Here is a 22,380-nt window from a genome sequence, read left to right as displayed (position 1 = left end):
GTTTCCACGACTGGAGGAACCAGTGAGCTCGACCGCGGGTGGCGGGTCCACCCAGACAGGCTCTGTCACCGGACCGGCCGAACGCCTGGGCTTCAAGCCCGGCATGGTCATCCAGGAGCTCGGCTGGGACAACGACACCGACGACGACCTCCGGATCGCGATCGAGGACGCCCTCGACGCCGACATGGTGGATGCCGACTACGGCAACGTCGTCGACGCGGTGATCCTCTGGTGGCGCAGCGAGGACGGCGACTTGGTCGACGGCCTGGTCGACTCGCTCACCGACCTCGTGGGTGGTGGCGCCATCTGGCTGCTCACCCCCAAGATCGGCCGGCCCAACGCGGTCGACGCCGCGACGGTCGCCGAGGCCGCGCCCGTCGCCGGCCTCGCGCAGACGACCACGGCCGCGGTCAGCAAGGACTGGGCCGCGACGCGGCTCGTCGCTCCCAAGACCCCTGCCTGAGGCGAGCCTGGCGCGTGGCGCCGCACGGGTCCGTCGTACTCTGCGACCGTCGTCTCCCGCTAGGACCCCACCGTGCTCCAGAAGCTTGCTCTCCGTGCGTCCGCACTCGGCGTCAGCGCCCAGGTGCTGGCGGGCTCCGGGATCGTGCGGCCCTACTCCCCGCGGGTGCTCGTCGGTCTGCTGAGGACCGTCGTCGCGTGGGGGACCGGACCCGCGGGCGGCTTCGCCTCGCTCGCCGTCCGGGCACCGCACCAGGTCGGTCTGGTCGACGAGCTGGGGGAGCTGACGTTCGGGGAGCTGCACCAGCGCTCCAACGCGCTGGCCCGCGCCCTGCGCGCCCAGGGCGTCGGCGAGGGCGACGCCGTCGCCCTCATGTGCCGCAACCACCGCGGCTTCGTCGACGCGACCATCGCCGTGGCCAAGCTGGGCGCCGACCTGCTCTACCTCAACACCGCCTTCGCCGGGCCCCAGCTCGTCGACGTGCTCGAGCGTGAGAAGCCGGCCGTAGTCATCCACGACGAGGAGTTCACCGAGCTGCTCGCCGAGGCCGACTCCGGCCGTCGCGTGATCGCCTGGACCGACACCGACGAGGTCGACGCGCCCACGCTCGAGGAGCTGATCTGCTCGGAGACGCCCGACGACCTGGACCCGCCGTCCCGGCACTGCCGCATCGTGATCCTCACCTCCGGCACCACGGGCACGCCGAAGGGCGCACCTCGCAGCGAGGCCGGCATCGACGCCGCGGTCTCCCTGCTGTCGCGGATGCCGCTGCGCGCCGGCTGGCGCACCCACATCGCCGCGCCACTCTTCCACACCTGGGGATTCGCCCACCTCGCGCTGGCGATGCTGCTCGGCTCGACCGTGGTGCTGCGCCGCAGGTTCGACCCCGAGGGCGTCCTGGACGTCGTGGAGTCGGAGCGCTGCGAGTCGCTCGTCGTCATCCCCGTGATGCTGCAGCGGATCCTCGGGCTGCCGAGCGAGACGCTGGCCGGCCACGACCTGTCGAGGGTCGAGGTGGTGGCCGCGTCCGGCTCGGCGCTGCCCGGCGACCTGGCCCTCGCCTGGATGGACCGCTTCGGCGACCACCTCTACAACATCTACGGCTCGACCGAGGTGGCGTGGGCCTCGATCGCCACGCCGGAGGACCTCCGCGAGGCGCCGTCGTCGGCGGGCCGACCGCCGCACGCGACGGTCGTGAAGGTCGTCGACGACGACGGGCAGGAGCTCCCGGCGGGACGGTCGGGCCGGATCTTCGTCGGCAACAGCCTGCTCTTCGAGGGCTACACCGGCGGTGGCGGCAAGGACATGATCGACGGGCTGATGTCGTCGGGAGACGTCGGACGCTTCGGCGAGGACGGCCGGCTCTACGTCGAGGGCCGCGACGACGAGATGATCGTCTCCGGTGGGGAGAACGTCTTCCCCAAGGAGGTCGAGGACTGCCTCGCCCGTCACGACCACGTCGTCGAGGCGGCCGCCGTCGGGGTCGACGACGACGAGTACGGCAGGCGGCTCAAGGCCTTCGTCGTGGTCGACGACGACTCCGTCGGCGAGGACGACCTCAAGGACTGGGTGAAGCAGAACCTCGCCCGCTACAAGGTGCCCCGCGAGGTGGTGCTCCTCGACGAGCTGCCCCGCAACTCCACGGGCAAGGTGCTCAAGCGCGAGCTGGCGAAGGACGAGAGGGACTCATGAGCGGCATCGAGTGCGGCGGGCAGGCGCCCGACTTCACGCTGCGCGACCAGTTCGGCCAGGACGTCACGCTGTCGTCGTACCGGGGGAGCAAGGCGGTCGCGATCTTCTTCTACCCCTACGCGTTCTCGGGCGTCTGCACCGGCGAGATGGCCGGCATCCGCGACCGGCTCGCCGACTTCCTCACCTTCGACACCGAGGTGCTCGCGATCTCGTGCGACCCGATGTTCGCGCTGCGGGCCTTCGCCGACCAGGACGGGCTGAACTTCCCGCTGCTCAGCGACTTCTGGCCGCACGGCGAGGTGGCCCGCGCCTACGGCGTGCTCGACGAGACCACGGGCGCCGCCCACCGCTCGTCGTACGTCATCGACAAGGACGGCGTGGTGCGCTGGGCCGCCCACAACGCGATGCCCCAGGGGCGTGACCTGGAGGAGCACCTGCGGCAGCTCACCGCGGTCGTCTAGACAATTCTCGACGATTTCCGCGGAACGGGTGACGGAGCACCGGGGAAAGCCCTAGTATTTTTCCTGTTGAACCGCTGGTGACCCGAGACGCCAGCGGTTCAACTCATTTCGGGACCTTTTCGCACGGCGGACCGCCGTCACGTAGTCTGCTCCCGCTTCGAGCACGGGCGTATAGCTCAGCGGTAGAGCCCCTCGCTTACAACGAGGTGGTCGGGGGTTCGATCCCCTCTGCGCCCACCAAACCCTCCTGACCAGCGGCTATGTCGGTGGCATCGAACATGCTTGCGAAAGCACACCGTTCGTTGACCACATAGTCAGGACCCCCCGCAGATGCCGAACCCGACCGCGCTCCACGCGCTCATCGAGTCGTGGACCCTCACCCTCGAGGCCGAGGCCAAGAGCCCCCGCACCGTGGGGAACTACCGCGACTCCCTGCACCTGTTCGTCCGGTGGCTCATCGACGGCGACCACCCCACCGACCCCGACCGGATCACCACCGAGCTGCTCCGCACCTGGCTCATCGAGCTCAAGGAGACCCGGTCCGCGTCGACGTCGCGCACCAGGTGGAACGGGCTGCGGTCGTTCTTCGCCTGGGCCGCCGAGGAAGGCGAGATCCCGGCCAACCCGATGGCGGTCGTGAAGGCGCCCGCGCTGCCCGAGAAGGTCGTCGAGTTCCTCAGCGTCGACCAGCTGAAGGCCGTCATCGCGGCCTGCGACGGGCCCTACCTCGTCGACCGCCGCGACCAAGCGATCATCCTGCTCTACGCCGACACCGGCGCCCGGCTCTCCGAGATCGCGGTCGCGAAGCTGGAGAACCTCGACCTGCGCGGCCGGACGCTGCTCATCACCGGGAAGGGCAACCGGGAGCGGGTGCTGCCCTTCGGGGCGCGGACCGCGCGCGCGATCGACCGCTACCTCCGGGTCCGGGGGCGGCAGTCGTACGCCGAGGGTCCGTGGCTGTGGCTCTCGGGCAAGGACGGGCGCGCCATGACGGCGAACGGGGTGCACCAGATGCTGAAGCGCCGCGGCGCGCAGGCCGGGGTCCCCGCGCTGCACGCGCACATGTTCCGGCACGGGTTCGCTGACGCCTGGCTGCGCGCGGGCGGGGCGGAGGGCGACCTGATGGAGCTCGCGGGGTGGCGGTCGCGGCAGATGGTCACGCGGTACGCCGCGGCGACACGGGCGGAGCGGGCGAGGGAGGCCTACAAGGGCCGCTCGCCGATGGACAACCTCTAGGACGCGGCGCGGCCGCTGCGCGCGGCCCGGCGGGCGTCACGGACGCGCTGCAGCCGGCGCACGAGGCTCGGGTGCGCGGCCAGCGCGCCGGGGTGCTCGAGAAGGGCGTCGACGACCTGCCAGAAGCGGGTCTCGGAGTAGCCGAGCTCGTCGCGGGCCCTGGTGACGCGGACGCCCTCGAAGGCGAAGCGCTGCCCCGCCAGCTGCAGTGTCATGTGCTCGCGGACAGTTAGTCCGGCCCCCCAGGTCGTCATGCGGGCGAGGCTAGGGGGCGCCGCCGACACAGCAGTCCGGCCCCTCCCCGGCGTGAGCCAGGAAGGGGCCGGACAGGCGGCTAGTGGATCAGCGGCAGTTCTTCCAGATCCCGACGTTGTTGACCTTCGCCGAGGCCTGGGTGGCGCGGTAGGTCTTGACCCGCTTGAAGGGCTTGCCCACGACGTAGACGGTGGCGTTGCCGCGGCGCAGCTGCTTGCGGCCGATGTCGGTCTTGCCCTTCTCGATGTAGCGCAGGAGCCGGCCGTAGCGGTCCTTCAGGCGCTGCGAGCGGTCGGAGGTCAGCAGGACCCGGGTGCCGCGGGGGAGCATCTTCTTCGCGGCCCTGGAGGCGACCCGGCCGCCGCACTCGACACCGCCGTGGACCTCGGGGGTGTCGATGCCGAGGATCCGGACGTCGCGCTTGGGGCCGCCGATGAGCTTGACCTTGACGGTGTCGCCGTCGATGACGCGCAGCACGCGGGCCTTCTGCTTCAGGATGGGGTCCTTGGGCGGGTTGTTGTTGCCGTTCCCGCCACCTCCTCCGCCCTGGTCGTCGGAGCAGGGGCAGGGCAGGGACTCGCAGGCGACTCCGTCGCCCTCGGAGTCGAGGCCGTGTGGGTCGGAGTCGGGGCCGCCGTTGTTGATGTAGAAGTTCTGGGCGGCGGCCTGGTTGGGGAAGTCGCCGCAGTCCTTGTCGGCTGCCTGGGCGGTCGGCGCGGAGACGAGCGCGAGGGCGCCGGCCAGGGCGATGATGAGGCTGGCGAGGTAGGCCGTGGTGCGTCGGATCATGTGCTCTCCCAAGGTCGAGGTCTTGATCCGGTGACCGTAGGCGTGGTCGTCGTCACTGTCTGACGATCAGGGATTTTCACCCGAAGGAGTGGCGGCGCTGTCGCGGCCTCGGGACCAGTCGGTCTCGTCGGGACGGAGCCGGTCGGCGGGGAACCAGGCGCCGTGCTGGCCGTCGTCGCGGCGGTAGCGGACCTTCGCCCACCACACGCCCTCGCGCTGCTCCTGGGCCTCGACGTGGCCGTCCCACCACTGGTCGTCCTCCAGGACCTCGACCATGGGCGGGTCGAAGGGGTCGGAGCGGCGGTACGTCACGAGCGGTCGACCTGGACGTGCTGCAGGATCCACCCCTCAGGAACGGAGGCCTTCGCCTCGGTGAGCGCGTCGTCGTAGGTGTCGGCAGTGACGGTCCAGCGGTGGGGCTCGGCGGTCTGGTCGTCGGCGGGGCGGGCGGAGGCGTGCAGCTGCATGATCCGAGCGTAGGACGAGGCGTCGACGCCACCTGCACGTGCTTCCCCCAACCTGGGGATGACGGCAGCCGCCGGGCGGATGGATCCTTGCGGGGAAGTCGTGGTGGCACCGCGCCGTTGTCCTCGAGGGCGCTGCGACCGGGACGTGGCCGCCACGGACTCGCGCTGCCGCCGCCGGACCCCATGCCGGCGGCGGCAGCCCGCCATCACCGGGGATGGCGCTCGCGGAGCCACATGCCGATGAGGATGCCGCCGGCGGCCGCGGCGAAGTGGGTGAGCACGAGGAAGCCGTCCATAAGCCCACAGCCTGATGCCGGGCAGCCATCAGGTCCAGACGCACGAGACCGCCCCCACCCGGGCCGGAGCCTGGGTGGGGGCGGTGTTCCCGTCGGTAGCGGGTCAGAGGGGCGTGCGGTGGAGGAAGCCGCGGAGACCGTCGCCGAGCTGGAGGTGCGTCCAGAGGTCGACGGCGAGCACAGTGAGGGACCCGAGACCGAAGCCCAGCACGAAGCCGGGTCGCGGCCGGTGCACGGCTACTGCTTGGGCGCGGCCGCGAGGAACTGCGTCAGCTTGAACCGGCGCAGCAGGACCTCCACGGCCGGGATCGCCATGATCCGCGCCAGGGCGGCCGCGACGCCGGCGACACCGGCCGAGATGCCGAGCAGGATCAGGCGGAGCCGCGGGGGCATGGCGTCGCCGGTCTCGTCGAGGATGATCTTCACGACCTCCGGGACAATCACGCCGAGCGCGAGCACGGTCGGGATGAGCGCCTGGAGGAACGTCCGGGCAGTCGACCGCCAGGGGCGGCGGACCTGGGTGGGGGAGACCACGACGGCGGTGCGGGTGGACCCGTCGTCGGGGTTGGCCGTGACCGGCACGACCTCGGCAGCTGGCTGAGGGACGTTGGTGCTCGAGGTGCTGTAGTCGGGGTCGGTCATGGCTTCTCCTTGGTGGTGGTGAGGATGCGACGGCGCCGACGCCGAAGGCGCAGCTGGAGGGCGACGCCGCGGTGGTCGGAGTGGCGGTGCTTGGGCAGGATTCGGGACCGGACGGGGCGCCGCAGGACCCGTCTGGCCTTCTTGCTCAGCCAGACCAGGAAGAGGTCGATCTGTCGGGGACCATGGGTGCCGCCCTTGCGGGACCAGAGCAGCCGGTGGCCGGGCAGTAGCGAGCGGATGTAGACCCTGGCCCAGAGGTGGAGGCCGTTGAGGTTCCAGTCGGCGCCGACAGCGGACACGTCGGGGCGGTGCTTGCGTCGGGCCTTGCGCACCTCACGGCGGTAGTTCAGGGCGGCGCGCTGGTAGGCGCCGACGCGCTGGGTGTGGCGCTTGCGGGCCATGTCGCCCTCGACGGCGGACGGCAGATGCGAGGTGCCGGTCAGGTAGCGCAGGCCCGTCGCGGGGTCATCGAACACCGCGAGGATCGCCACGGATGGGAGGCCCGGGCCGAGGTCGGGGCCGACCTCCATGGCCTTCCACCAGGCGACGTCGAGTTCGAGGTCGTAGGCGATCGCGCACTCGCCCATCCACCACGGGGACCGGTCCTGGAGCACGCCCCAGCCCATGAGGCGGCATCCCCTGACAAGGGTGTGCGGACGGTTGCCGTCGGCGGCCTCGGTGATGGCGCAGGAGACGGCGCCCATGCGCTTCGAGCGGACCACCGCCGACAGCAACCACCGTCCGGGCCGGTCCCAGCGGGACGGGAGGAGGTGGAGCTCCCGGGCAGCCGGAAGCAGGCCCGTCCCAGCGCGCGCCGCCGTAACGCTCATCGCTTCGGGCGCCGGACGGCCTTGTTCACCGCTGCGCGGATGGCGGGCATCCGGTCCCGGGTCGGGCCACAGGGGCAGTCCTTGTACGCGAACTTCGAGTGCGGCTCGTAGTCGAAGCCGGGTGTCACCGCGCCCTCGTCAACCATCGCGGCGAGCAGCTGCACGATCGCGGCCTCCGCGTCCTTACTCAGCTGGTCGCCAGGCATCCCGATCACGGCGATCGCGCGGGCCCTGAGGTTCTGGTCCCGGGAGAAACCGCGGACGTTCTTGTCGTTCACGGTGTGGGTGCCCTTGGCATCGAGGGGCTGGCCGACGCCGATGGTTCCGTCGCGCATGTCGACGGCGAAGTTGTACGAGAAGCCGGACTTGAACCGCTCGTAGCCGATGCGCTCGATGGTGCGCATGTCGGTCTTGAAGTCGCCCACGAGCTTGCCGGAGTCGAAGGTCACCGTGATGTGCTGCACGACCGTGTCGGCCGGCTGGTGGGCCCGCTTGAAGAGCCGGCGCCACACGTAGACGGAGCCGTACCGCGAGCCCCACTGGGGGCGGGTGAGGACGGTGAGGCCGCGGCGGCGGGCGTTGCGGACGACGCGCTGGGTGATGGTGGCCATGTCGAGGTACTCCTTCGGGCAGGGGTGATCGCCGCCCGTGATGAGTCGGGCGGTGCGGAGGCGGAGGGTCAGGGCAGGTCCGGCTTGTCGCCGTCGCCCGGGGGCGGCAGCTGGTGGGGGTGCGGAGTGGAGAGCATCAGCGCCGTGGTCGCGGCCGCGGCGGCGATCTCGTCGGTCACCACGCCTCGAAGGGTGATCAGCGCGTCGGTCAGTTGCGCCTGGACCTCGCGACAGCGCGCCTCCTGCGCCGAGAACAGCACGCGGCGCAGGGAGCGCTCCTCCTCGATCTCGTCCTCGAGCTGGTCGATGCGCTTCTGCTTGCGGTCCTCACCGGCCTCAGCGAGCTCGGCTCGGCGGACGGTGGCAGCGAGCGCCTGGGCGGTCTCGTCCAGGTCGGCACGGTCCTCAGCGACCTTGTTCGCGGCGCGCTGTTGGCGGTTCTGCTCGCGCTGGGAGATCCGATTGAGCCAGAGGCCGCCGAGCCCGACGGCGGCGCCGACGCAGGCTGTGATGTAGGTGGCGACGGTGCCGTCGATCGCCTGGGCGATGATCATGATGATCACCGGGCCTGGGGTCCGACGTACTCCCTCGTGATCCGCTCGAACGGGCTACGCATGGGCTGGGCGCACACGACCAGGTCCTTGAGCGTGAGCGCGGTCCAGAGGATCCCGCCGATCAGGGTGACGATCCCGCCGACGAAGTACGCCATGAAGAAGCCGGCGGCCCAGAGGCTCGTCGACACGGCCGAGAGCGACAGCCCGATGCGGGCCTGCCGCTCGTCGCCCTTCACCGCGGCGTAGCCCAGGTGCGCGCCTCCCGCGAGGAAGAGGAGCCCCCACAGCCCGATGGGGAGCACCTCGATGATGATCTGGTAGCTGTCGCCCTTGAAGTCGTTCGGGAGCGCGAGGCACACGATGCCGACGGCGACGTGCCGCAGCGCGGTGACGGTGAGGTAGCCGCGGGCGCGCTTGGTCATGACGTCTGGTTCAACGGTGGGAACGGGCAGCACCATGTTCACAGCGGCTCCTGGCGTGGGTCGGGGCCGCCCGTCGGGCGGTCGTGAGGTTGATTTCCGCGGTCGTAACGGCCTGCTGGGCTGCGCACACAGGTGGTTGAGCCCTACGCTGCGCCATGAGTAAACGAGGACGGCAGGAACGCCCTGCATCGCAGCTTGACGACGGGTCGCAGGCCCGTTGGGACCATCACACTCGACGCTTGTTTGTGCGGAGTCTCGACGACCTGAGAGCTCGCTGCGACCTTGAGCAGGCGGACTGGTTCGAGACTCTCGGCGCAGCAGGTCTGATCCGTGCCCTGCTCATCGACAAGAGACCGTTGTTCGACCTCGCCAACCGGCGCGAGCGACTTGCCATTCACTTCTTCGCCCGACCCATGCACCACTCTCAGATGCAGAGAGCCTCTCCGGGAGTAAGGCTCCTGAATCACGGGGACTGCCTCGACCCTCGGGTGCCGTGCGGAAACAGTGATGAGCCGATCAAGCTCACTCGCGATGGTTGGTTGAAGCACCAGGTCGGTGTTTTCGACGGGCGAACGGTGACTGTCCGCGAATACGTGCTGGCAGTCGCTCACTCGCTCGGCGCAGTACATCGAGACGTGCCTGGAGAACTTGAGGCGCAGCTCCTCGCCCTACTGGTACATCCCGACCCCAGGATCGAGGGGTTGGTCTGGCAGCAAGGAGTACTGCGCGCGATCGGCAGAGTTACCGAAGCAGGTTTGCGGCCCTTGGCCGCGCGTCTGGTCGAGAAGCGAGACGGCGACTAAGGGTCGCCTTTCGGCATCGGCATCGGCGTCCGCGAAGCCTTGCCAACTAGCGAGTCTCGGCCGGGCCCGTGGGCGTCCTACGGCTAGTGCTAGTCGTGCGGAGTGAGGCCGGAGGCCAGCGGTCACGCCGCCGGTCACGTAGGGTCGCCCGGGTGAAACGAGGTAGGAGTCGCCGGCGGCCGCCCGCTGCGGATCGCGGTCGCAATGCGGCGCAGCTCATCGGGCTCGTGGTCCTCGCCGTCATCGCGGTCGGGTCGGTCTCTGTCGCGCTGCTCGACCGCCCCGAGCCGGTCATCGACACGAGCGAGCCTCGTTCGTTCTCCTCCGACGAGCCCGAGCCGGTCGCGCCAGACCTCAGCAAGGCACGCGCGGTCGTCGCCTCGAAGAAGCCAGCGACCATCAGCGTGCTTGGCGACTCCACCGGCAACGACACCTACGAGTGGGTCTACCAGTGGGCGAAGCACCTCGCCCGCACACGGGCCGTCGCCTACCGCGCCTGGAACGACGTAGCGCTGAAGTGGGAGCCCGTCGAGCAGATGTCGACGACCGGCCCGAAGCTCACCATCTGGAACATGAGCGCCCCCGGCCGGGCAGCCGACTACCCGGCCGACAAGATCCGCAAGGCACAGCCCGAGAAGCCCGACCTCATCATCTACAACTACGGGCACAACAACTCGGACGAGGACATCGACCTCGCGCTCTACACCACCAACGAGGCCGTTAAGCAGCAGTGGGGCGGGCCGATCACCTCGACGTTGATGCTGCAGAACCCCTCGACCACGGACCAGGCCGACCGCCAGGAGGGCACGGTCTACGCCCTACGCTCCGGCGTGGCCGCGTGGCTGGGCTTCTCGATCATCGACGTGCACTCGGCGTTCGTGAAGGCCGGGGTCCCGGTCGGGCAGCTTCTCATCGACAAGACCCACCCCAACCCCCGCGGCGGCGAGCTGTGGACGAAGGTCGTCGTTCGCGCCCTGGGCTGACTCAGGTGCCGTGGACGCTGATCGCGGGGTACTTGCCGCCACGGGTACTGCCCGGTGCCAGTGACGAGGGCAGCGGGAAGGCCGAGCCCACACGCAGCGACAAGAAGCCGCCCGTGACGTTCCGGATGTGGTTGGTGAACGTCTCCGGGACTCCTCGGAAGAGGCCCGTGGTGCCGTCGCTGGCGATCGCCAGGTAGTACTTCGTGCCGGCCGTGAGGGCGATGGGTGAACTGATGGTCTCGGCGACGCGGCTGTTCGCCGCTGGCCACGCCGCCGACCCCTTCGCCCACAGGCGGTTGCCGCTGGCGTCATAGATCCCGATGTCGTAGTTCCCGGCCGAGGTGGCACCGGTGAACCAGACGAGCTCGTTGACCGACACGTCGCGTGACGGGCGGAACTCAACCAGGACGGCGTCGTTGGCGATCGCCATGCCGGTAGAGAGGCTGGAGGCGTACAGGAAGGGGCCGAGACCGCCCACGCTCGACATGAAGTCGATCTGGCCGGCGACGACTCCAGCGGGCCCCTGCAGTCCGCGAGCCCCCGTGCCTCCTCGGCCAGGCAGCTTCCCGATCCGGATAGAGGCGAAGTCGTAGGCCGTGACGCCTCCACCGCCGGCCGACGCGCCGTACAGGATCACCTTCGGCACGGTGGCGTTGGCCGCGATGAAGCGAGAGACGACGACGTAGCGGAAGCCGTCGCGGCCGTAGGACTCGGCCTGGCTGGTGGTCGTACCCAGGGAATCAGCCAGGGCGATGCGACCTGCGGTGACGTCCTGTCCTGCCGCGACACGCTGGCGCACCGTGAGGGTGACCCACCGGCCGAGGACCAGCTTGGCCGGCAGGTTCTTGTAGAGGTTGTCCCCGGCTGCGGCCGAGGTGACGTCGACCGAGTAGCCGTTCGGCGACTCGAAGTTCGTCGTGTTCTTCGCCGCCGTGGCGGTGCCGCTGGCGAGCCACCCGGTCGGGAGCGCGCCGCCGAAGTCGGAGAAGTCGCCGTTGACGAGGATCTCGGGCGAGGCACCCTCGAGGGCCGGAGAGGTCTGGGTGCGGGGCGCCACCTCGGGGACGTAGCGGAACGCAGGCAGCATGGTCTGCACCCAGAGCGCGGTGCCGGTGGCGTTGGGGTGGATGCCGTCGAGCAGCAGGTTCGCGAGGGGTACGCCGGAGTCGAGGAACGCCTGGCAGATGTCGAACCAGCCGAAGCCTCGGCTGGCGGCGTACTCGCGGTAGACCGCAGCGCGCTGCTGCTGCAGCGTGTTCGCGGTGACCGGGTTCTCCTGGACGATGCTGATGCTCATCCCGGGCAAGGCCAGGGCCACCTCCTCGACGAAGGCGGTCTGCTGGCCGAGCCACAGGTTGGGCACAGAGCCCTCGTTGTGGGTGAGCGAGATCAGCCCTGCGACCGGGGCGACGGCGGCGAGGGATGCGATGTGCGTGGCGAACTTCGCGCCCTGGAAGTAGCGGGTGGTCGCGCCGGCGACCGAGCAGTTGTAGATCGTGACGGTGCGCGGGCCGGTGCCGGTCTGCAGGGTCTCGGTGCCGTAGGTGCCGGCGCCGTCGTTGATGAGCCGGTAGACGAAGGTCACGGCGGGCCACTGGGCGGCGACCGCGAGCCAGAGCTGGCGGATCCACTCGCCGGCCTCATTGCCCGTGGAGGTGCCGATGTGGAGGACGTTCTGGTCCTCCTCGCCAGCGTGGATCCCGGCCATGAGGCGCTGCATGGAGCCCAGGGCGGGCGTGACCCGCTGACCAATCGTGGCCAAAAGGGCCAGCCCGACCGCGCTCGTCGGGTCCTCGATCTTGTCAGGCAGGAGATTGTCGATCGCCCCGTCGACGTCGTCGATGCCGGAGATCTCGACGGCCTGGTCGCGGGCCTCAACGGCCTCGTCGCGCGCGGTCAGGACGCTCTCGTAGACCTCGCTGTTGACGACGGTCGGCGTCCCCATCTGCAGGTCCGCGAACGTCTTGTCACCGTCGATCGGGAACCAGCCCGACCGCCACCGCCGCTCCTGCCCCGTCTGGTGGTGCACGAAGTAGACCGCGAGCCTGTACTGCTGCCCACCCGGGCGCCACGACGCGTCCACCGAGGACGGGATCCCGGTCAGCGACGCCGCGCCGGTCGCCGCGTCGACGACCATCTGCTTGCCCGAGGCGACGTGGATGGTGCCGGTGTCGACGTCGGTCAGGGCCTGCTCGGTCGACTCGAGGAACACCCCGGTGATCTCGTAGCCCTCGAAGTCGCCGGTCAGGTCCCCGAGGAACCCGGAGAGCTCGAACACATCGGCCATGGTCAGACCACCTTCGTCATCAGCTGGGTGAGCCGGAGCAGCTGCAGGTGCACCTGGTCCAGGGTCGGGGTCGTGGGGTGCTCGAGGTAGGCCTCGCAGGCAGCGCGGAGCTCTTCCTCGGCGGGGGTGGCCGAGATCAGGCGGCGGCGTACGGCGGCCGCCTCGGCGTCGGTGATCGGGGCGGCGAAGGTGACCTGCAGGAAGCCGTCCGGGATCCACTCCACGGCGACGACGCGGACGTTGGTGAGGTCGGTGAAGGACAGCCTGTCGACCTCGCTGCCGGGTGCGGGGCGTGCGATGACGTCCATGCTCAGGTCCTCCGGATCGTGGAGAGCCGCGCGATGCGCTGCTCGTTGGTCGGTGCCGGCGTGCCGAGGGTGAGGCTCGCCGTGCACGAGGAGTCCTCGAAGTCGACCTCGGTGAGGCGGAGGTCCTCGCCGGTCTCCCGGACGCGGGTGAGGTAGCCGGGCTCGATCTCCCACGGCTTCACGCGGGAGCCGGTGAGGTGGTCCAGGATCGGGCGCGCGACCCGCGCGGTCGCGGCGGTCGGCGGGTCGGCCTTCGCGGCGAGGACCTGCTGGCCGATGCGCAGCGCGTTGGCCTCGGACCCCTGCCCCGGGGGGAGGGTGACTGGTTCGGCGTCGCGGATCCGGCCAGACTCAGCGAGCTCGGGGACGTAGGCGGTGACGACGGTGACCTGCTGCTGGCCCTTGATGTCGACCCAGTTCACCGCGATGCGGTTGCACAGGTCGATCTCGGCGCCGGTGAGGTCGAAGCCGTCGGCGGTGGAGATCTCGTAGCGCGGGGTCGTGGGCCAGGCGCGGTAGTTGAAGCGGTGCAGGCCGCTGCGGTTGGACTCGAGGATCTCCCAGAGCATGTCGGGCTCCCAGAGCGCGAGGTCCTCGAGGACCTGGGAGGCCTTGACGCCGTCGCGGTAGGCGAGCTGGTCGATCGCCCAGGTGGCGGCCTCGATGACGGACGCGTCGGGGTCGCAGCGTGTAAGGAGCCGGCCGAGGAGGTCCTCGACGACCCAGTCGGCGCGGACGTGCTCGACGGTGATCATCTCGGCGGCGCCGGTGAGGAGGTCGCCGTAGCGGTCCATGCGGCGGCCGAGGACGGAGACGTCGGAGAAGAACGTCCAGGTGTTGTCGTCGGCGATGTTGGTCGAGCCGCCGGAGCGCCGGATGCGGAGCACGACCTGGGACTGGCCGGTCAGCAGGCCGGGGGAGTCGCCGGCGAAGCGGGCGACCTTCGCGGACGCGACGGTGGAGATCCCGGTGTTGGGAGGGATCTGAGCGGTGGGGACCGCGGTGGGGATCTGGTTCTGGTACCCGGTGTCGACCTTCCCGGACCGGGTGACGCACCCGATCGCGCCGATCGGGAACCCACCGACGGCGCCGTAGCCGATCTGCGCGACGGCACCGCCACTGATGGGCTGCCCAGGGGGGAACTGGACCAGGAGGCCGTCGACGTTGTCGTCGGCCGGGTCGCTCCCGGAGGAAGCCTGGGAGGACGGTGCGCCGCCGGTGTACTGGAACCAGGGGCTGAGGTCGCGGTCGATGTAGACCATCGGCTGGGACTGGTCGGAGGCCAGGAGCACGCCGCCGACGAGGCCGAGCTCGTAGGCCTCCCCGGTGGGGCCCTTCTTCGTGCCGGGGGACTCGACGTAGCCCTCGAACACGGTGCGGCCGGTGGAGGTGTCGTAGATCCAGACCTTGTCGGCGGCGTTGAGGTCGCGGAAGGTGTCGGGCGGGAGGCTGACGCGCATCGACGCGGAGTGGTGGCCGCCGGGGGCGGTCTTCTTGAAGCGGAGGTCCTTCACGTGGCGGGTGACGTGGCGGCTGGTGTAGCCGTCGCGGATCCGCACGGCGAGGCTCGAGCGCATCAGCGGTCCCCGATCCAGAGGTGGCGGGGGTGGTAAGACAGCGTGACGTCGGTGGTGGTGGTCCTGGAGTCGCCGTTGGTGGTGTCGAAGAACCCTCGGGTGGTGCGGGTCTGGGTGATGAGGTGCAGCGCGTTGGTCACGCCGGGGTGCACGGTGGGGAACCCGCCGCGGTTGACGGGCTGCAGGCCGGAGTCGATGACCCCGAAGCCGTTCATGCGGGTGTAGGCCTCGACGTCGCCGTCCCACACGGAGTAGGAGTCGGCGGCCTGGGGGCCGAAGCCGGCGAACTCAGAGGTCAGGGTCGTGGCGACGCCCTCGGTGCCCTGGATGTCGACGGGGACCAGGACCATGCAGTCGAGGTTGAGGTCGCCGGTGCCGGCGGTGCGGCCGATCTGCAGCGCGATGCTGGGGGTGAAGTTGAACCCGACGAGGTCGATCTCGGTGAGGTTCGCCGGGAACGACATGGTGCCCAGCTCCACCCAGGTCGCGTCGGTGGCGCCGCCGGCGCCGGTGGTGGAGGGGTGCAGGGTGACCGTGTCGGCGCCGCTGGCGTCGTCACCGAAGACGCCGTTGTGGCGGCCCAGGCGCAGCTCGTAGGTCGAGTCCTGGTGGGTGCGGCCGACGCGGAGGTGGATCCGGTACCGGCCGGGCGGGACCGGTCCCGGGGCGGGGCCGTAGAGGCGGGTGACGAGGTCCTCGTCGGTGTCGAAGGTGACGGGCCGGTACGACTCCCCGGCGAACGCGGCGCCCGGGGTGCCGGGGCCGGTGTCGGTGCCGGCGGTGAAGGTGTCTCCCACGCCGATAGGCCACACGAGCGGCTCGTAGTCGTCGGGGACCGGCGCGATCGTCCACTCGATGTCGTGCTGATCCAGGGTCGTGGTGAAGTCGGCCTGGATCCGCACCGGTGACGGGGCGTCGCCGAGGATCTCCGGCAGCAGGCACGACATGCGGTGCGGACCGGCGGTCGGGTCGTTGGTGATCGTCACCGGCGGCATGACGACACGCTTCCCGAGCGCGAACGGCTCGGCGGTGAGCTTCATCCCGATGCCCCACCGGTCCGCGTCGCCCCGCGAGGTGACGTGCTCGAACGACAGCTCGCCCGGCTCGGTGCGGTAGGTGTGGAACCACACCGGCTCGGTGGACGCGGAGAGCTGGAACAGGAGCCAGTTGCCGTCGCGGAGGATCTCGCGCGCGATCTGCGAGTGCTTGGCGAGGGCGTGGACCTTGGAGCCCTCGACACGCAGGTCGAAGCCCAGGGTGCGGGGCCCGTACTCCACGCCCACGCCGTCGGGCTCGCCCTCCATGGCGGGGGTGCCGATGCTCCAACCGTTCTTGACCGGCCAGATCCGCACCCCGGTGTAGGCGGTGTACGCGTGGAGGTCGAGGCGCACCGCAGCGTCCGGGGACGGCGCGGCGACGAACCGCAGGACGGGGTAGGTCGTCATCAGCGAACCCCCGCTCGTACGCGCAGCCTGGTTTGGAGGTCCCGGTCGCCGGAGCCGCGTCGCAGCCCGAGCTCGACGTTGCGGGGGAGGCCGCTGAGGACCCGGGTGAGGTCCCTGATGGCGCCCTCGTTGCGGGCCAGCCAGCGGGTGTGCTCGCGGATGCCCTCGCCGTACTTCTGCTGCGCGGCGTACGCGCCGAGCTGCCCGGTCTGGGTGTCGCGCTCCCTGAAGAGCCGCTCGTAGCGGGCGATCTCGGACCGGGAGAGCCCGGCGAGCTGCTGGGCGGTGTTGAGATCCCCGGACGCGGCCAGCGCGTCGGCCAGGGCCCCGTCGAGGCCCTTGCTGGCGGCGGCGCGCAGCGCGCGCTCCATGGCGTCGGCGTCGTTGGCGTCGGCCTCGAGCCCGACGCGGAGCCCCTCGAGGCCGTTGCCGAAGACGTCGTTGCGGAAGGTGCCGCCGACCTCGTCGCGGAACGACTTGGACGCCTCGCGCATGTTCTTGAGGTCCTGGGTGTGGCGCTCGTAGCCGCGAGTGAGCTTCACCAGGCGCGCGGCCTGGCGGTCCATCGAGGCGGTCCAGTCGCGGCCCGACTTCTTCAGGTCCCCGCGGAGGTCGCGCAGCGCGGCGCGGAGCTCGGAGACGTCGTCGCCGATGTCGAAGTCGAGGCGCGGACGTCGGCGGGGAGGGCCGCTACGGGCGGTGCCTCCGTCAGCGAGGCCGCCGATCACGGTGAGACGGGCGCCGGCGTTCGCAGCCTTGAGTGCGGCGCGGTTCTTGTCGGCCTGGCCATAGCGATTGCTGATGACTTCCTCGCCGTCGGCGAGGAGGTAGGGGTGACGGTCGGCGTAGGGCATGCCCGTCTTGGGCACTGAACCACCGTCCGCGCTGGGCTTGCGGGGCCGGTCGGCGCGGGGGCCGTCGTCTCCCATGATGTTGTCGATGACGCGCTGCTGGCGGACGGTGATCGTGACGGTCTTGTCGCGGACGCCGGCCAGTCGCCGTGCGGTGTCGGCGATCGCGCTGTTGGCCTGGCCGTTGTTCACGTCGATCTTGGGTCGGACGGGCAGGCCGGCGAGCTCGCGCGCCAGGCGCATCGACGAGGACAGCTTGTTGTTCGCGGCCCGGGTGTCGGCATCGACGCGGGGGCTGACGCGCAGGCCCTGGAGGTCGCGCGCGTTGCGGCCGGTGCGGTTGAGCTTGCCGTCGGCGCTCTTGGTGTCGGCGTCGACGTCGACCACGGGGTCCATGAGGCCGAGCCGGACGAACTCGGCGATGACCTTGCCCACGGCGCGCTCTGCCTTCGGGCCGGTCTCGGCGAACTGCAGGAGGCTCTCGCGGGCGCCGGCCATGAAGTCGGCGCGCTTGTCGACGTTCTTGATCTGCGAGGCGACCTTGATGATGCTCGACGCGACCCGGTCGAGGCCCTCGGCATTCTTCGGCTGGAAGCCGTCCTTTAGCGCGTTGCCGAAGCTCTTAAGCTCCTCGCGGTACTCGCGGAACGCGGCGCGCTTGTCGAGCCAGCCGGCCATCGAGGCCAGCGCCCCGGTGAACGCCTGGGCGTTGCCGGTCGCGACACGGAACTGGTCGGCAGTCATGCCCACGGCGGCGGCCAGCTGCTCGGTGACGGCGTCGGTCGTGCCGAGCTGGCCCTCGAGCACGAAGAGGGCGGAGGCGGCGTCCTCGGTGGTGGGTCCGAAGATCCCGAGGACCTCGTTGAGGCCGGTGAGCATCTGCTTCGGCTTGTTCATGGAGAAGAACCCGTCGCCGCCGAGGACGTCCTCGGTCGCGGAGATCTCCTTGCGGACCGCCTCCATCTGCTGCCGGATCTGCGCGTCGTCGGCGCCGGCGGCCATCGCGTCGTTGGCGGCCTCGACCGCGGAGGCGAGGTCGTCGTTGGCGGCCGCGAGGTCCATGGTCACGCCGACGGCAGCACCAGCTGCAGCACCCCACGGGCCTGCGATGGACCCCGCGAGGGCCAGCATCGCGGTGTTGGAGAGGCCGGCCTTGTCGTCGAGGTCGGTCATGGACAGGGCAGCGATGCCGATGCCGGCGCCGAGGGCCTTCGTCTGGCGCCAGCTGAGGAGCGAGGAGGCCGCCATGCGGGTGTTGGCGGCCGCGACGAGGCCTGCGGCGCGGCTGTAGACGCTCAAGCCGGCCGCGGCGGCGAAGAACATGGTGCCCATATCGGTGGAGGCCAGGGCGCCGATCACGTCGAGCATCGCGGTCAGGGTCGGGAGCACGACGTCGCCGACGGGGGCTGCGGCGCGGAGCAGCGCGGTGAGGGCCTCGACCAGGGAGCCGAGGAAGTCCAGGGCCATGGGGCCGGCGTCGGCGAGGTAGTCGAGGAAGCTCTGGAAGGAGTCGTTGCTGTCGAGGTTCGCCGACCAGTCGGCGAAGGCCTCGGACATGCCGCGCAGCCCGTCGGAGAAGTCCGAGGTCAGCGGCCCAAACCCGACGAGGACGTTGGCGAAGCCCTGGGCGAAGTTGCCGAGCGTCAGCCCGAAGTCCGTCAGGAGCGGGCCGGCGTCGGACTCGAGGTAGTCGAAGAAGTCGCGCCACTCAGGGTCGGCGAGGTCCGCGCCGGCGTCGGCGGCCAGGCCGCCCATGGCGCCGGCGATGTCGGAGATGATGGTCCGGACGCGGGGGAGCATCGGCATCAGCGCGGTGATGCCCTCCTCGACGCCGGGGAGGAGCCCGCCGCGGGCGGCCATCTTCAGCGTGGAGAGCTCGCTGCTGAGGTCGTCGACGAATCGAACGAAGTGCGCGCCGTCGGGGCCGAGCTTCTCCATCTCGATCCGCATCGCCTGGAGGTTCTCGGCGGTCGGCTCGAGCTGGTAGTCGTTCACCGACTTCAGGGCGTCGCCCATGCCGTTGAACGCCAGGACCCCGACGCCGAGCGCGGAGACCAGGGCCCCGACCTGGGCGGTCATCCCGACCAGCGCGGGCAGCCCAGCGGCGCCGAGAGGGATCAGCCCGGGCCCGAAGACCGCGCCGGCCTGCGCAACGAGCTTGAGACGGCCGGAGAAGCGGTCGATCTGCGCGCCAGCGCGGACCGAGGAGTCGCCCACCTGTCGCGTGGCCACGTGGGTGGCCGTGAGCCCGTCAGCGGCGTCGAGCGACGCGCGAGCCTGATCGCGCAGCGACTTCCGCAGCCGCGCGGTGCGCTCGTCGGCGATCGCAGTCTCGAGCGAGTACTCACGCGTCTTCTTCGTGGTCTGGCTGAGGCGCTCCTCGTTCTTCGCGAGCTGCTCGTTGGTGCTCTTCAGCCCCACCTGCGACCGGCTGAACGCCTGATCCGTCGCCTGCCCGGCGAGCTTCATCTTCGCGATGTAGCTGTCGACGTGGGCGTTGAGACGAACGTCGACGGAGCGCACCGTGGTGGTCACAGAGTCTCCTCATCGCGTGGGGGCGGAGCCGCGGCCACCGGGCCCGGCGCGTAGTCGCTGGACCCGAAGTCGGTGTAGTGGCCCGGCAGGGGGTGCTCGGCGTAGTTCCGGGTGTCGCGCACCGACGCGAACAGCACCGGCTGCGTCGGGCCGTCGTCCTGGCCCTTCATGGCCGTGCAGGGGTGGCAGGTGTACTGCTCGACGACCTCGAACTCGCCCTCGTTGTCGAAGTGCCACGCTGTGGCCTTCGGGTGCCCGCAGCCTGGGCAGAGCGTCGCGAGGTGGTCCTCGTAAGCGAGCATCAGCGCCCGGTCCTCAGCGGTCCAGGCTGACGCGGTGACCGTGCGGGCCACCCGGCCCAGCTCGTCGTACTGGTACGTCGTGACCAGCGGCCGGCCCCGCAGCTGTGACGGCGGGATGCCGAGCCGCTGGCAGAGGGCTAGCTCGCTCCGGGCAGCAGCCGCCTCAGGGCGGCCGAGGAGCGCGGCGATTTTGGGACCGACACCCCCGACTGGGTGTTCACCGCCCACGCCTTCTCGATGAGCTCGTCGACCTGCGGGGCACCGACCTGGTGCCGCAGCTGCGCGAGCTGGGAGGCGCTGATTTTCGGCGCTACCGCCGACTTCAGGAGGAGCTCGTCGAGCATCCGGACCCGCGCCGGGCCCTGCTCGGTGGAGTCCATGGCCTCCTTGTGCTCGACCTTGAACGCCTGCCACTCGTCGTCGGGCAGCTGCCGCATCCGGACCGACCGGAACGCCGCGGCCATCTCCTGGCGCACGGCGTAGATCTCCTGCGCGACCGCGAGGGCCTCGCCGGCGCCGTCGGCACCAGCCAGCGAGTCGTCGGTGCCAGGCAGCGGGCGGCCCGCCTCGTCGACCAGGAGCGCGAGCTGGTGCTCGAGCTCGTCGAGCTTCGCCTCGAGGTCGGGGCGGGTGCAGAACCGGGCGGTCTTCTCGGCCAGGCGCACGTCGCTGGAGAGGAACTTGTCGAGGTCGAGGATGGTGTCGACGATCGAGGGCTCCCGGATCACCGGGGCGGTGTCGGGCGTGGGGGAGCCGAGGGGCTGGTCGCTCATGGCAGGGGTCCTTGCTGTCGAGGGTCGAGGAGCGTCGAGGAGGGGTGCTGCAGGGGGTGGGGTGGCAGGCGTCCTCGACAGCGCCTGCCACCCCGTACGGGGGCCGGGTCAGGCCGCGGCGACCACGGCGCGCTCGTCGACGAGCTCGGACTGGACCATGAACTCCTGGCGGAACTTCTCCCAGGCCGACTGCGTGGTCGGGGCGAGGTTGCGCGGGGTGCCGGTGATGACGCCGTAGACGCCGACCTTGTCGGTGGCGATGAGCGGCGACGTGTGGGGCTTCCCGATGCGGTAGACGAGGAACCCGGGGATGCCCTTGCCGGTGAACGTCGACCAGGCGATGTCCTCGATCGTCGTGGTGTACCGGAAGAAGTCCATTCCGGCCTCGTAGGTCGTGGTCCCGGGCGCCGGCGAGGAGCCGGGGGCGCACAGGGGCGGGTCGTCGATGACCTCGTCACCGGTCGCGCCGAGGGCGAAGTTGTTCTTCGTCACCAGGCAGCTGATGTCGAGGACCCCCTCGTCGGTGAGCTCGGCGAGGGTGGGCTCGGTGAAGTCGAGGATCCCGCCGTCGGGGACCCACAGCAGCAGGCGGTTGTCCTGGTTCAGCATCTTCATGGGTCAGTCCTCCTGGACCTTGTGGAAGCGGGCCGCGAGGTCGTCGCGGCCCATCTGGGCGGCCTCGTCGGAGGACAGGCCGTTCGGGGTGGCGGGGTGGGTGGCGTACTCGACCCACGCCTCCGTGCTGGCGTTCTTGGCCGGCAGCTCGAGGGGCTCGCCGAGGCGGGGGTCGACGGCGGCCGCGGGCTGCACGGGCTCGGCGTCGCCGGTGCGCGCGGACGGGGGGCGCTTGTAGGCGGTCGCGGCGCGGGACGTCGCGGAGACGATGCCCTTGCGGCCGTTGGCGGGGTTGACGATCTCGACGAGGTCGACGGGCGGCATGGGTCCTCCTCGGACGCAGGGCGGGTTAGGTGGTGGCGGTGAGGCGGTACTGCAGGGGGAGCCAGAACCGGTGGGGCTTGAGGTCGCGGTCGACGCGGACGGGGCCGGGGTCGAAGCCCGGCGGGGGGATGAGGCCGTCGGCGTGCACGCCCGTGAGCCCGGTGGGGCGCCACCGGTGGAGCCGGTCGTGGACGAAGTCGGCTGCGTCGAGGACGTCGTCGGTGAAGCCGGCTGCGACGGTGACCTGCACCGACCAGTCGAGGTCGGCCGAGGAGTCCCCGAGGTCGACGTCGCCGTTCGGGGTGCCGGCGCCGGGGTAGACCACGGCGTAGGAGCGGACCCGCCCCGACGGGTCGGGCTTGCCGCCGGTGATGAGCGTGGGGACGGTGCCGTGGATCTCGCCGAAGTAGACGGTGAGCCAGGACCCGCGGAGCCGGTCGTAAACCTTCCGGGCGAGCTCGCGGCGCGACGGGCCGCTCACCGGAGCACCTGCGCGCCGAGCTGGCCGAGCGCGGACTCGATGCGGACGAGGTTCCGGTCGAACGCTGGCGCCATGTACGGCTGCGGGGGCATCTCGCTCGTGCCGAGCTCCTGGTAGAGGCCGTACTCCACCGTGGGGCCGGCGACGAAGGACAGGCCGTCGACGTCGACGCCGATCGACGCGGTCAGCACCCCGAACTCGTAGGGGGCGAGGACCTGCGCGTCAGCGACGACGTCGTGGCCGCCCTTCGCGACGACGAGCTCGGCCTTCGGCTCGATGTCGTCGGCTCCCGTGCGCAGGTCGCGGGCGAGGGCGTCGACCTCGGTGAGGTCCAGGGTCACGAAGGACACGACGGGCCTCCCAACGGGTGCGGGCGCC

Annotated in this window: 26 protein-coding genes and 1 tRNA gene; 6 read left to right on the top strand and 21 right to left on the bottom strand. The window is 70.7% G+C overall.

Translation table 11 applies throughout. From position 1 onward, the window contains the following. The first annotated feature begins 22 nt into the window (after nt 1–22). From IRQ30_RS12555 to IRQ30_RS12535, 5 genes are all read left to right on the top strand, one after another. Nucleotides 23–463: a DUF3052 domain-containing protein gene (locus IRQ30_RS12555; RefSeq protein WP_134742453.1), complete on the top strand. Its 441-nt coding sequence runs from the start codon at nt 23–25 to the stop codon at nt 461–463. A 72-nt stretch (nt 464–535) separates the two neighbouring features. After that, on the top strand, nt 536–2,155 hold the full coding sequence (locus IRQ30_RS12550) for an AMP-binding protein (RefSeq protein ID WP_193613181.1): 1,620 nt from the start codon (nt 536–538) through the stop codon (nt 2,153–2,155). Continuing rightward, nucleotides 2,152–2,616 (top strand): peroxiredoxin, encoded by a 465-nt coding sequence (locus tag IRQ30_RS12545; RefSeq protein ID WP_193609889.1) that lies wholly within the window; start codon nt 2,152–2,154, stop codon nt 2,614–2,616. The genes IRQ30_RS12550 and IRQ30_RS12545 overlap by 4 nt, the downstream gene beginning before the upstream one ends. A gap of 165 nt (nt 2,617–2,781) precedes the next feature. Continuing rightward, a tRNA-Val gene (locus tag IRQ30_RS12540) sits at nt 2,782–2,856 on the top strand. A 90-nt stretch (nt 2,857–2,946) separates the two neighbouring features. Next, on the top strand, nt 2,947–3,852 hold the full coding sequence (locus tag IRQ30_RS12535) for a tyrosine-type recombinase/integrase (RefSeq protein ID WP_193613180.1): 906 nt from the start codon (nt 2,947–2,949) through the stop codon (nt 3,850–3,852). Here the strand turns inward: IRQ30_RS12535 and IRQ30_RS12530 are convergent. From IRQ30_RS12530 to IRQ30_RS12490, 10 genes are all read right to left on the bottom strand, one after another. Continuing rightward, a complete protein-coding gene (locus IRQ30_RS12530; protein ID WP_193613179.1) occupies nt 3,849–4,106 on the bottom strand; it encodes a DUF3263 domain-containing protein in 258 nt (85 codons plus the stop codon). The two genes, IRQ30_RS12535 and IRQ30_RS12530, sit on opposite strands and share 4 nt — an antisense overlap. 88 nt (nt 4,107–4,194) lie before the next feature. Beyond that, nucleotides 4,195–4,896, bottom strand: a complete 702-nt coding sequence (locus tag IRQ30_RS12525) for a thermonuclease family protein (protein WP_193613178.1) — start codon at nt 4,894–4,896, stop codon at nt 4,195–4,197. A gap of 66 nt (nt 4,897–4,962) precedes the next feature. Then, nucleotides 4,963–5,208, bottom strand: coding sequence for an SH3 domain-containing protein (locus tag IRQ30_RS12520; RefSeq protein WP_193613177.1), 246 nt, complete (start codon nt 5,206–5,208; stop codon nt 4,963–4,965). Next, nucleotides 5,205–5,363 carry a hypothetical protein gene (locus IRQ30_RS12515; RefSeq protein WP_193613176.1) on the bottom strand — a complete coding sequence of 53 codons (159 nt, stop codon included), beginning with the start codon at nt 5,361–5,363 and terminating at the stop codon, nt 5,205–5,207. The genes IRQ30_RS12520 and IRQ30_RS12515 overlap by 4 nt, the downstream gene beginning before the upstream one ends. A gap of 399 nt (nt 5,364–5,762) precedes the next feature. Continuing rightward, nucleotides 5,763–5,894, bottom strand: coding sequence for a hypothetical protein (locus IRQ30_RS23810; RefSeq protein ID WP_264674603.1), 132 nt, complete (start codon nt 5,892–5,894; stop codon nt 5,763–5,765). 2 nt (nt 5,895–5,896) lie between these two features. Then, the gene (locus IRQ30_RS12510; RefSeq protein ID WP_193613175.1) at nt 5,897–6,301 is read right to left on the bottom strand and encodes a hypothetical protein; all 405 of its coding nucleotides are present in this window, start codon (nt 6,299–6,301) and stop codon (nt 5,897–5,899) included. Further along, the gene (locus IRQ30_RS12505; protein WP_193613174.1) at nt 6,298–7,005 is read right to left on the bottom strand and encodes a hypothetical protein; all 708 of its coding nucleotides are present in this window, start codon (nt 7,003–7,005) and stop codon (nt 6,298–6,300) included. Before IRQ30_RS12505 ends, IRQ30_RS12510 begins: the two co-directional genes overlap by 4 nt. A 122-nt stretch (nt 7,006–7,127) precedes the next feature. After that, complete coding sequence (locus tag IRQ30_RS12500; RefSeq protein WP_193613173.1) at nt 7,128–7,742, bottom strand: peptidoglycan recognition protein family protein; 615 nt, start codon at nt 7,740–7,742, stop codon at nt 7,128–7,130. Nucleotides 7,743–7,810: 68 nt separating this feature from the next. Continuing rightward, entirely contained in the window at nt 7,811–8,305 is a 495-nt protein-coding gene (locus IRQ30_RS12495; protein ID WP_193613172.1) for a hypothetical protein, read from the bottom strand. Continuing rightward, the gene (locus IRQ30_RS12490) at nt 8,302–8,718 is read right to left on the bottom strand and encodes a hypothetical protein (RefSeq protein ID WP_193613171.1); all 417 of its coding nucleotides are present in this window, start codon (nt 8,716–8,718) and stop codon (nt 8,302–8,304) included. The genes IRQ30_RS12495 and IRQ30_RS12490 overlap by 4 nt, the downstream gene beginning before the upstream one ends. Nucleotides 8,719–9,748: 1,030 nt before the next feature. Here IRQ30_RS12490 and IRQ30_RS12485 point away from each other — a divergent pair. Beyond that, nucleotides 9,749–10,504 (top strand): SGNH/GDSL hydrolase family protein, encoded by a 756-nt coding sequence (locus IRQ30_RS12485; RefSeq protein ID WP_193613170.1) that lies wholly within the window; start codon nt 9,749–9,751, stop codon nt 10,502–10,504. Nucleotide 10,505: 1 nt separating this feature from the next. Here the strand turns inward: IRQ30_RS12485 and IRQ30_RS12480 are convergent, their stop codons facing one another. The 11 genes from IRQ30_RS12480 to IRQ30_RS12430 all read right to left on the bottom strand — a co-directional run bounded on the left by IRQ30_RS12480 (nt 10,506) and on the right by IRQ30_RS12430 (nt 22,352). Then, complete coding sequence (locus IRQ30_RS12480) at nt 10,506–12,791, bottom strand: SGNH/GDSL hydrolase family protein (RefSeq protein WP_193613169.1); 2,286 nt, start codon at nt 12,789–12,791, stop codon at nt 10,506–10,508. 2 nt (nt 12,792–12,793) lie between these two features. Further along, a complete protein-coding gene (locus tag IRQ30_RS12475; RefSeq protein WP_193613168.1) occupies nt 12,794–13,099 on the bottom strand; it encodes a hypothetical protein in 306 nt (101 codons plus the stop codon). Between the two features lie 2 nt (nt 13,100–13,101). Continuing rightward, nucleotides 13,102–14,676: a hypothetical protein gene (locus IRQ30_RS12470; RefSeq protein WP_193613167.1), complete on the bottom strand. Its 1,575-nt coding sequence runs from the start codon at nt 14,674–14,676 to the stop codon at nt 13,102–13,104. After that, nucleotides 14,676–16,121: a hypothetical protein gene (locus IRQ30_RS12465; protein ID WP_193613166.1), complete on the bottom strand. Its 1,446-nt coding sequence runs from the start codon at nt 16,119–16,121 to the stop codon at nt 14,676–14,678. The genes IRQ30_RS12470 and IRQ30_RS12465 overlap by 1 nt, the downstream gene beginning before the upstream one ends. Further along, nucleotides 16,121–19,507, bottom strand: coding sequence for a hypothetical protein (locus tag IRQ30_RS12460; RefSeq protein ID WP_193613165.1), 3,387 nt, complete (start codon nt 19,505–19,507; stop codon nt 16,121–16,123). The genes IRQ30_RS12465 and IRQ30_RS12460 overlap by 1 nt, the downstream gene beginning before the upstream one ends. Next, the gene (locus IRQ30_RS12455; RefSeq protein ID WP_193613164.1) at nt 19,504–19,809 is read right to left on the bottom strand and encodes a hypothetical protein; all 306 of its coding nucleotides are present in this window, start codon (nt 19,807–19,809) and stop codon (nt 19,504–19,506) included. Before IRQ30_RS12455 ends, IRQ30_RS12460 begins: the two co-directional genes overlap by 4 nt. A 137-nt stretch (nt 19,810–19,946) precedes the next feature. Continuing rightward, a complete protein-coding gene (locus tag IRQ30_RS12450) occupies nt 19,947–20,582 on the bottom strand; it encodes a hypothetical protein (RefSeq protein WP_193613163.1) in 636 nt (211 codons plus the stop codon). A 108-nt stretch (nt 20,583–20,690) separates the two neighbouring features. Next, the gene (locus IRQ30_RS12445) at nt 20,691–21,197 is read right to left on the bottom strand and encodes a phage tail tube protein (protein WP_193613162.1); all 507 of its coding nucleotides are present in this window, start codon (nt 21,195–21,197) and stop codon (nt 20,691–20,693) included. A 3-nt stretch (nt 21,198–21,200) separates the two neighbouring features. After that, nucleotides 21,201–21,521: a hypothetical protein gene (locus tag IRQ30_RS12440; protein ID WP_193613161.1), complete on the bottom strand. Its 321-nt coding sequence runs from the start codon at nt 21,519–21,521 to the stop codon at nt 21,201–21,203. A 25-nt stretch (nt 21,522–21,546) separates the two neighbouring features. Next, nucleotides 21,547–22,002, bottom strand: coding sequence for a hypothetical protein (locus IRQ30_RS12435; protein ID WP_193613160.1), 456 nt, complete (start codon nt 22,000–22,002; stop codon nt 21,547–21,549). Further along, nucleotides 21,999–22,352 (bottom strand): HK97-gp10 family putative phage morphogenesis protein, encoded by a 354-nt coding sequence (locus IRQ30_RS12430; protein WP_193613159.1) that lies wholly within the window; start codon nt 22,350–22,352, stop codon nt 21,999–22,001. The genes IRQ30_RS12435 and IRQ30_RS12430 overlap by 4 nt, the downstream gene beginning before the upstream one ends. Nucleotides 22,353–22,380: the final 28 nt, after the last annotated feature.

The organism is Nocardioides lijunqiniae (assembly GCF_015024225.1).
Classification (GTDB): domain Bacteria; phylum Actinomycetota; class Actinomycetes; order Propionibacteriales; family Nocardioidaceae; genus Nocardioides; species Nocardioides lijunqiniae.
This window is presented reverse-complemented; position numbering and strand designations above follow the sequence as displayed.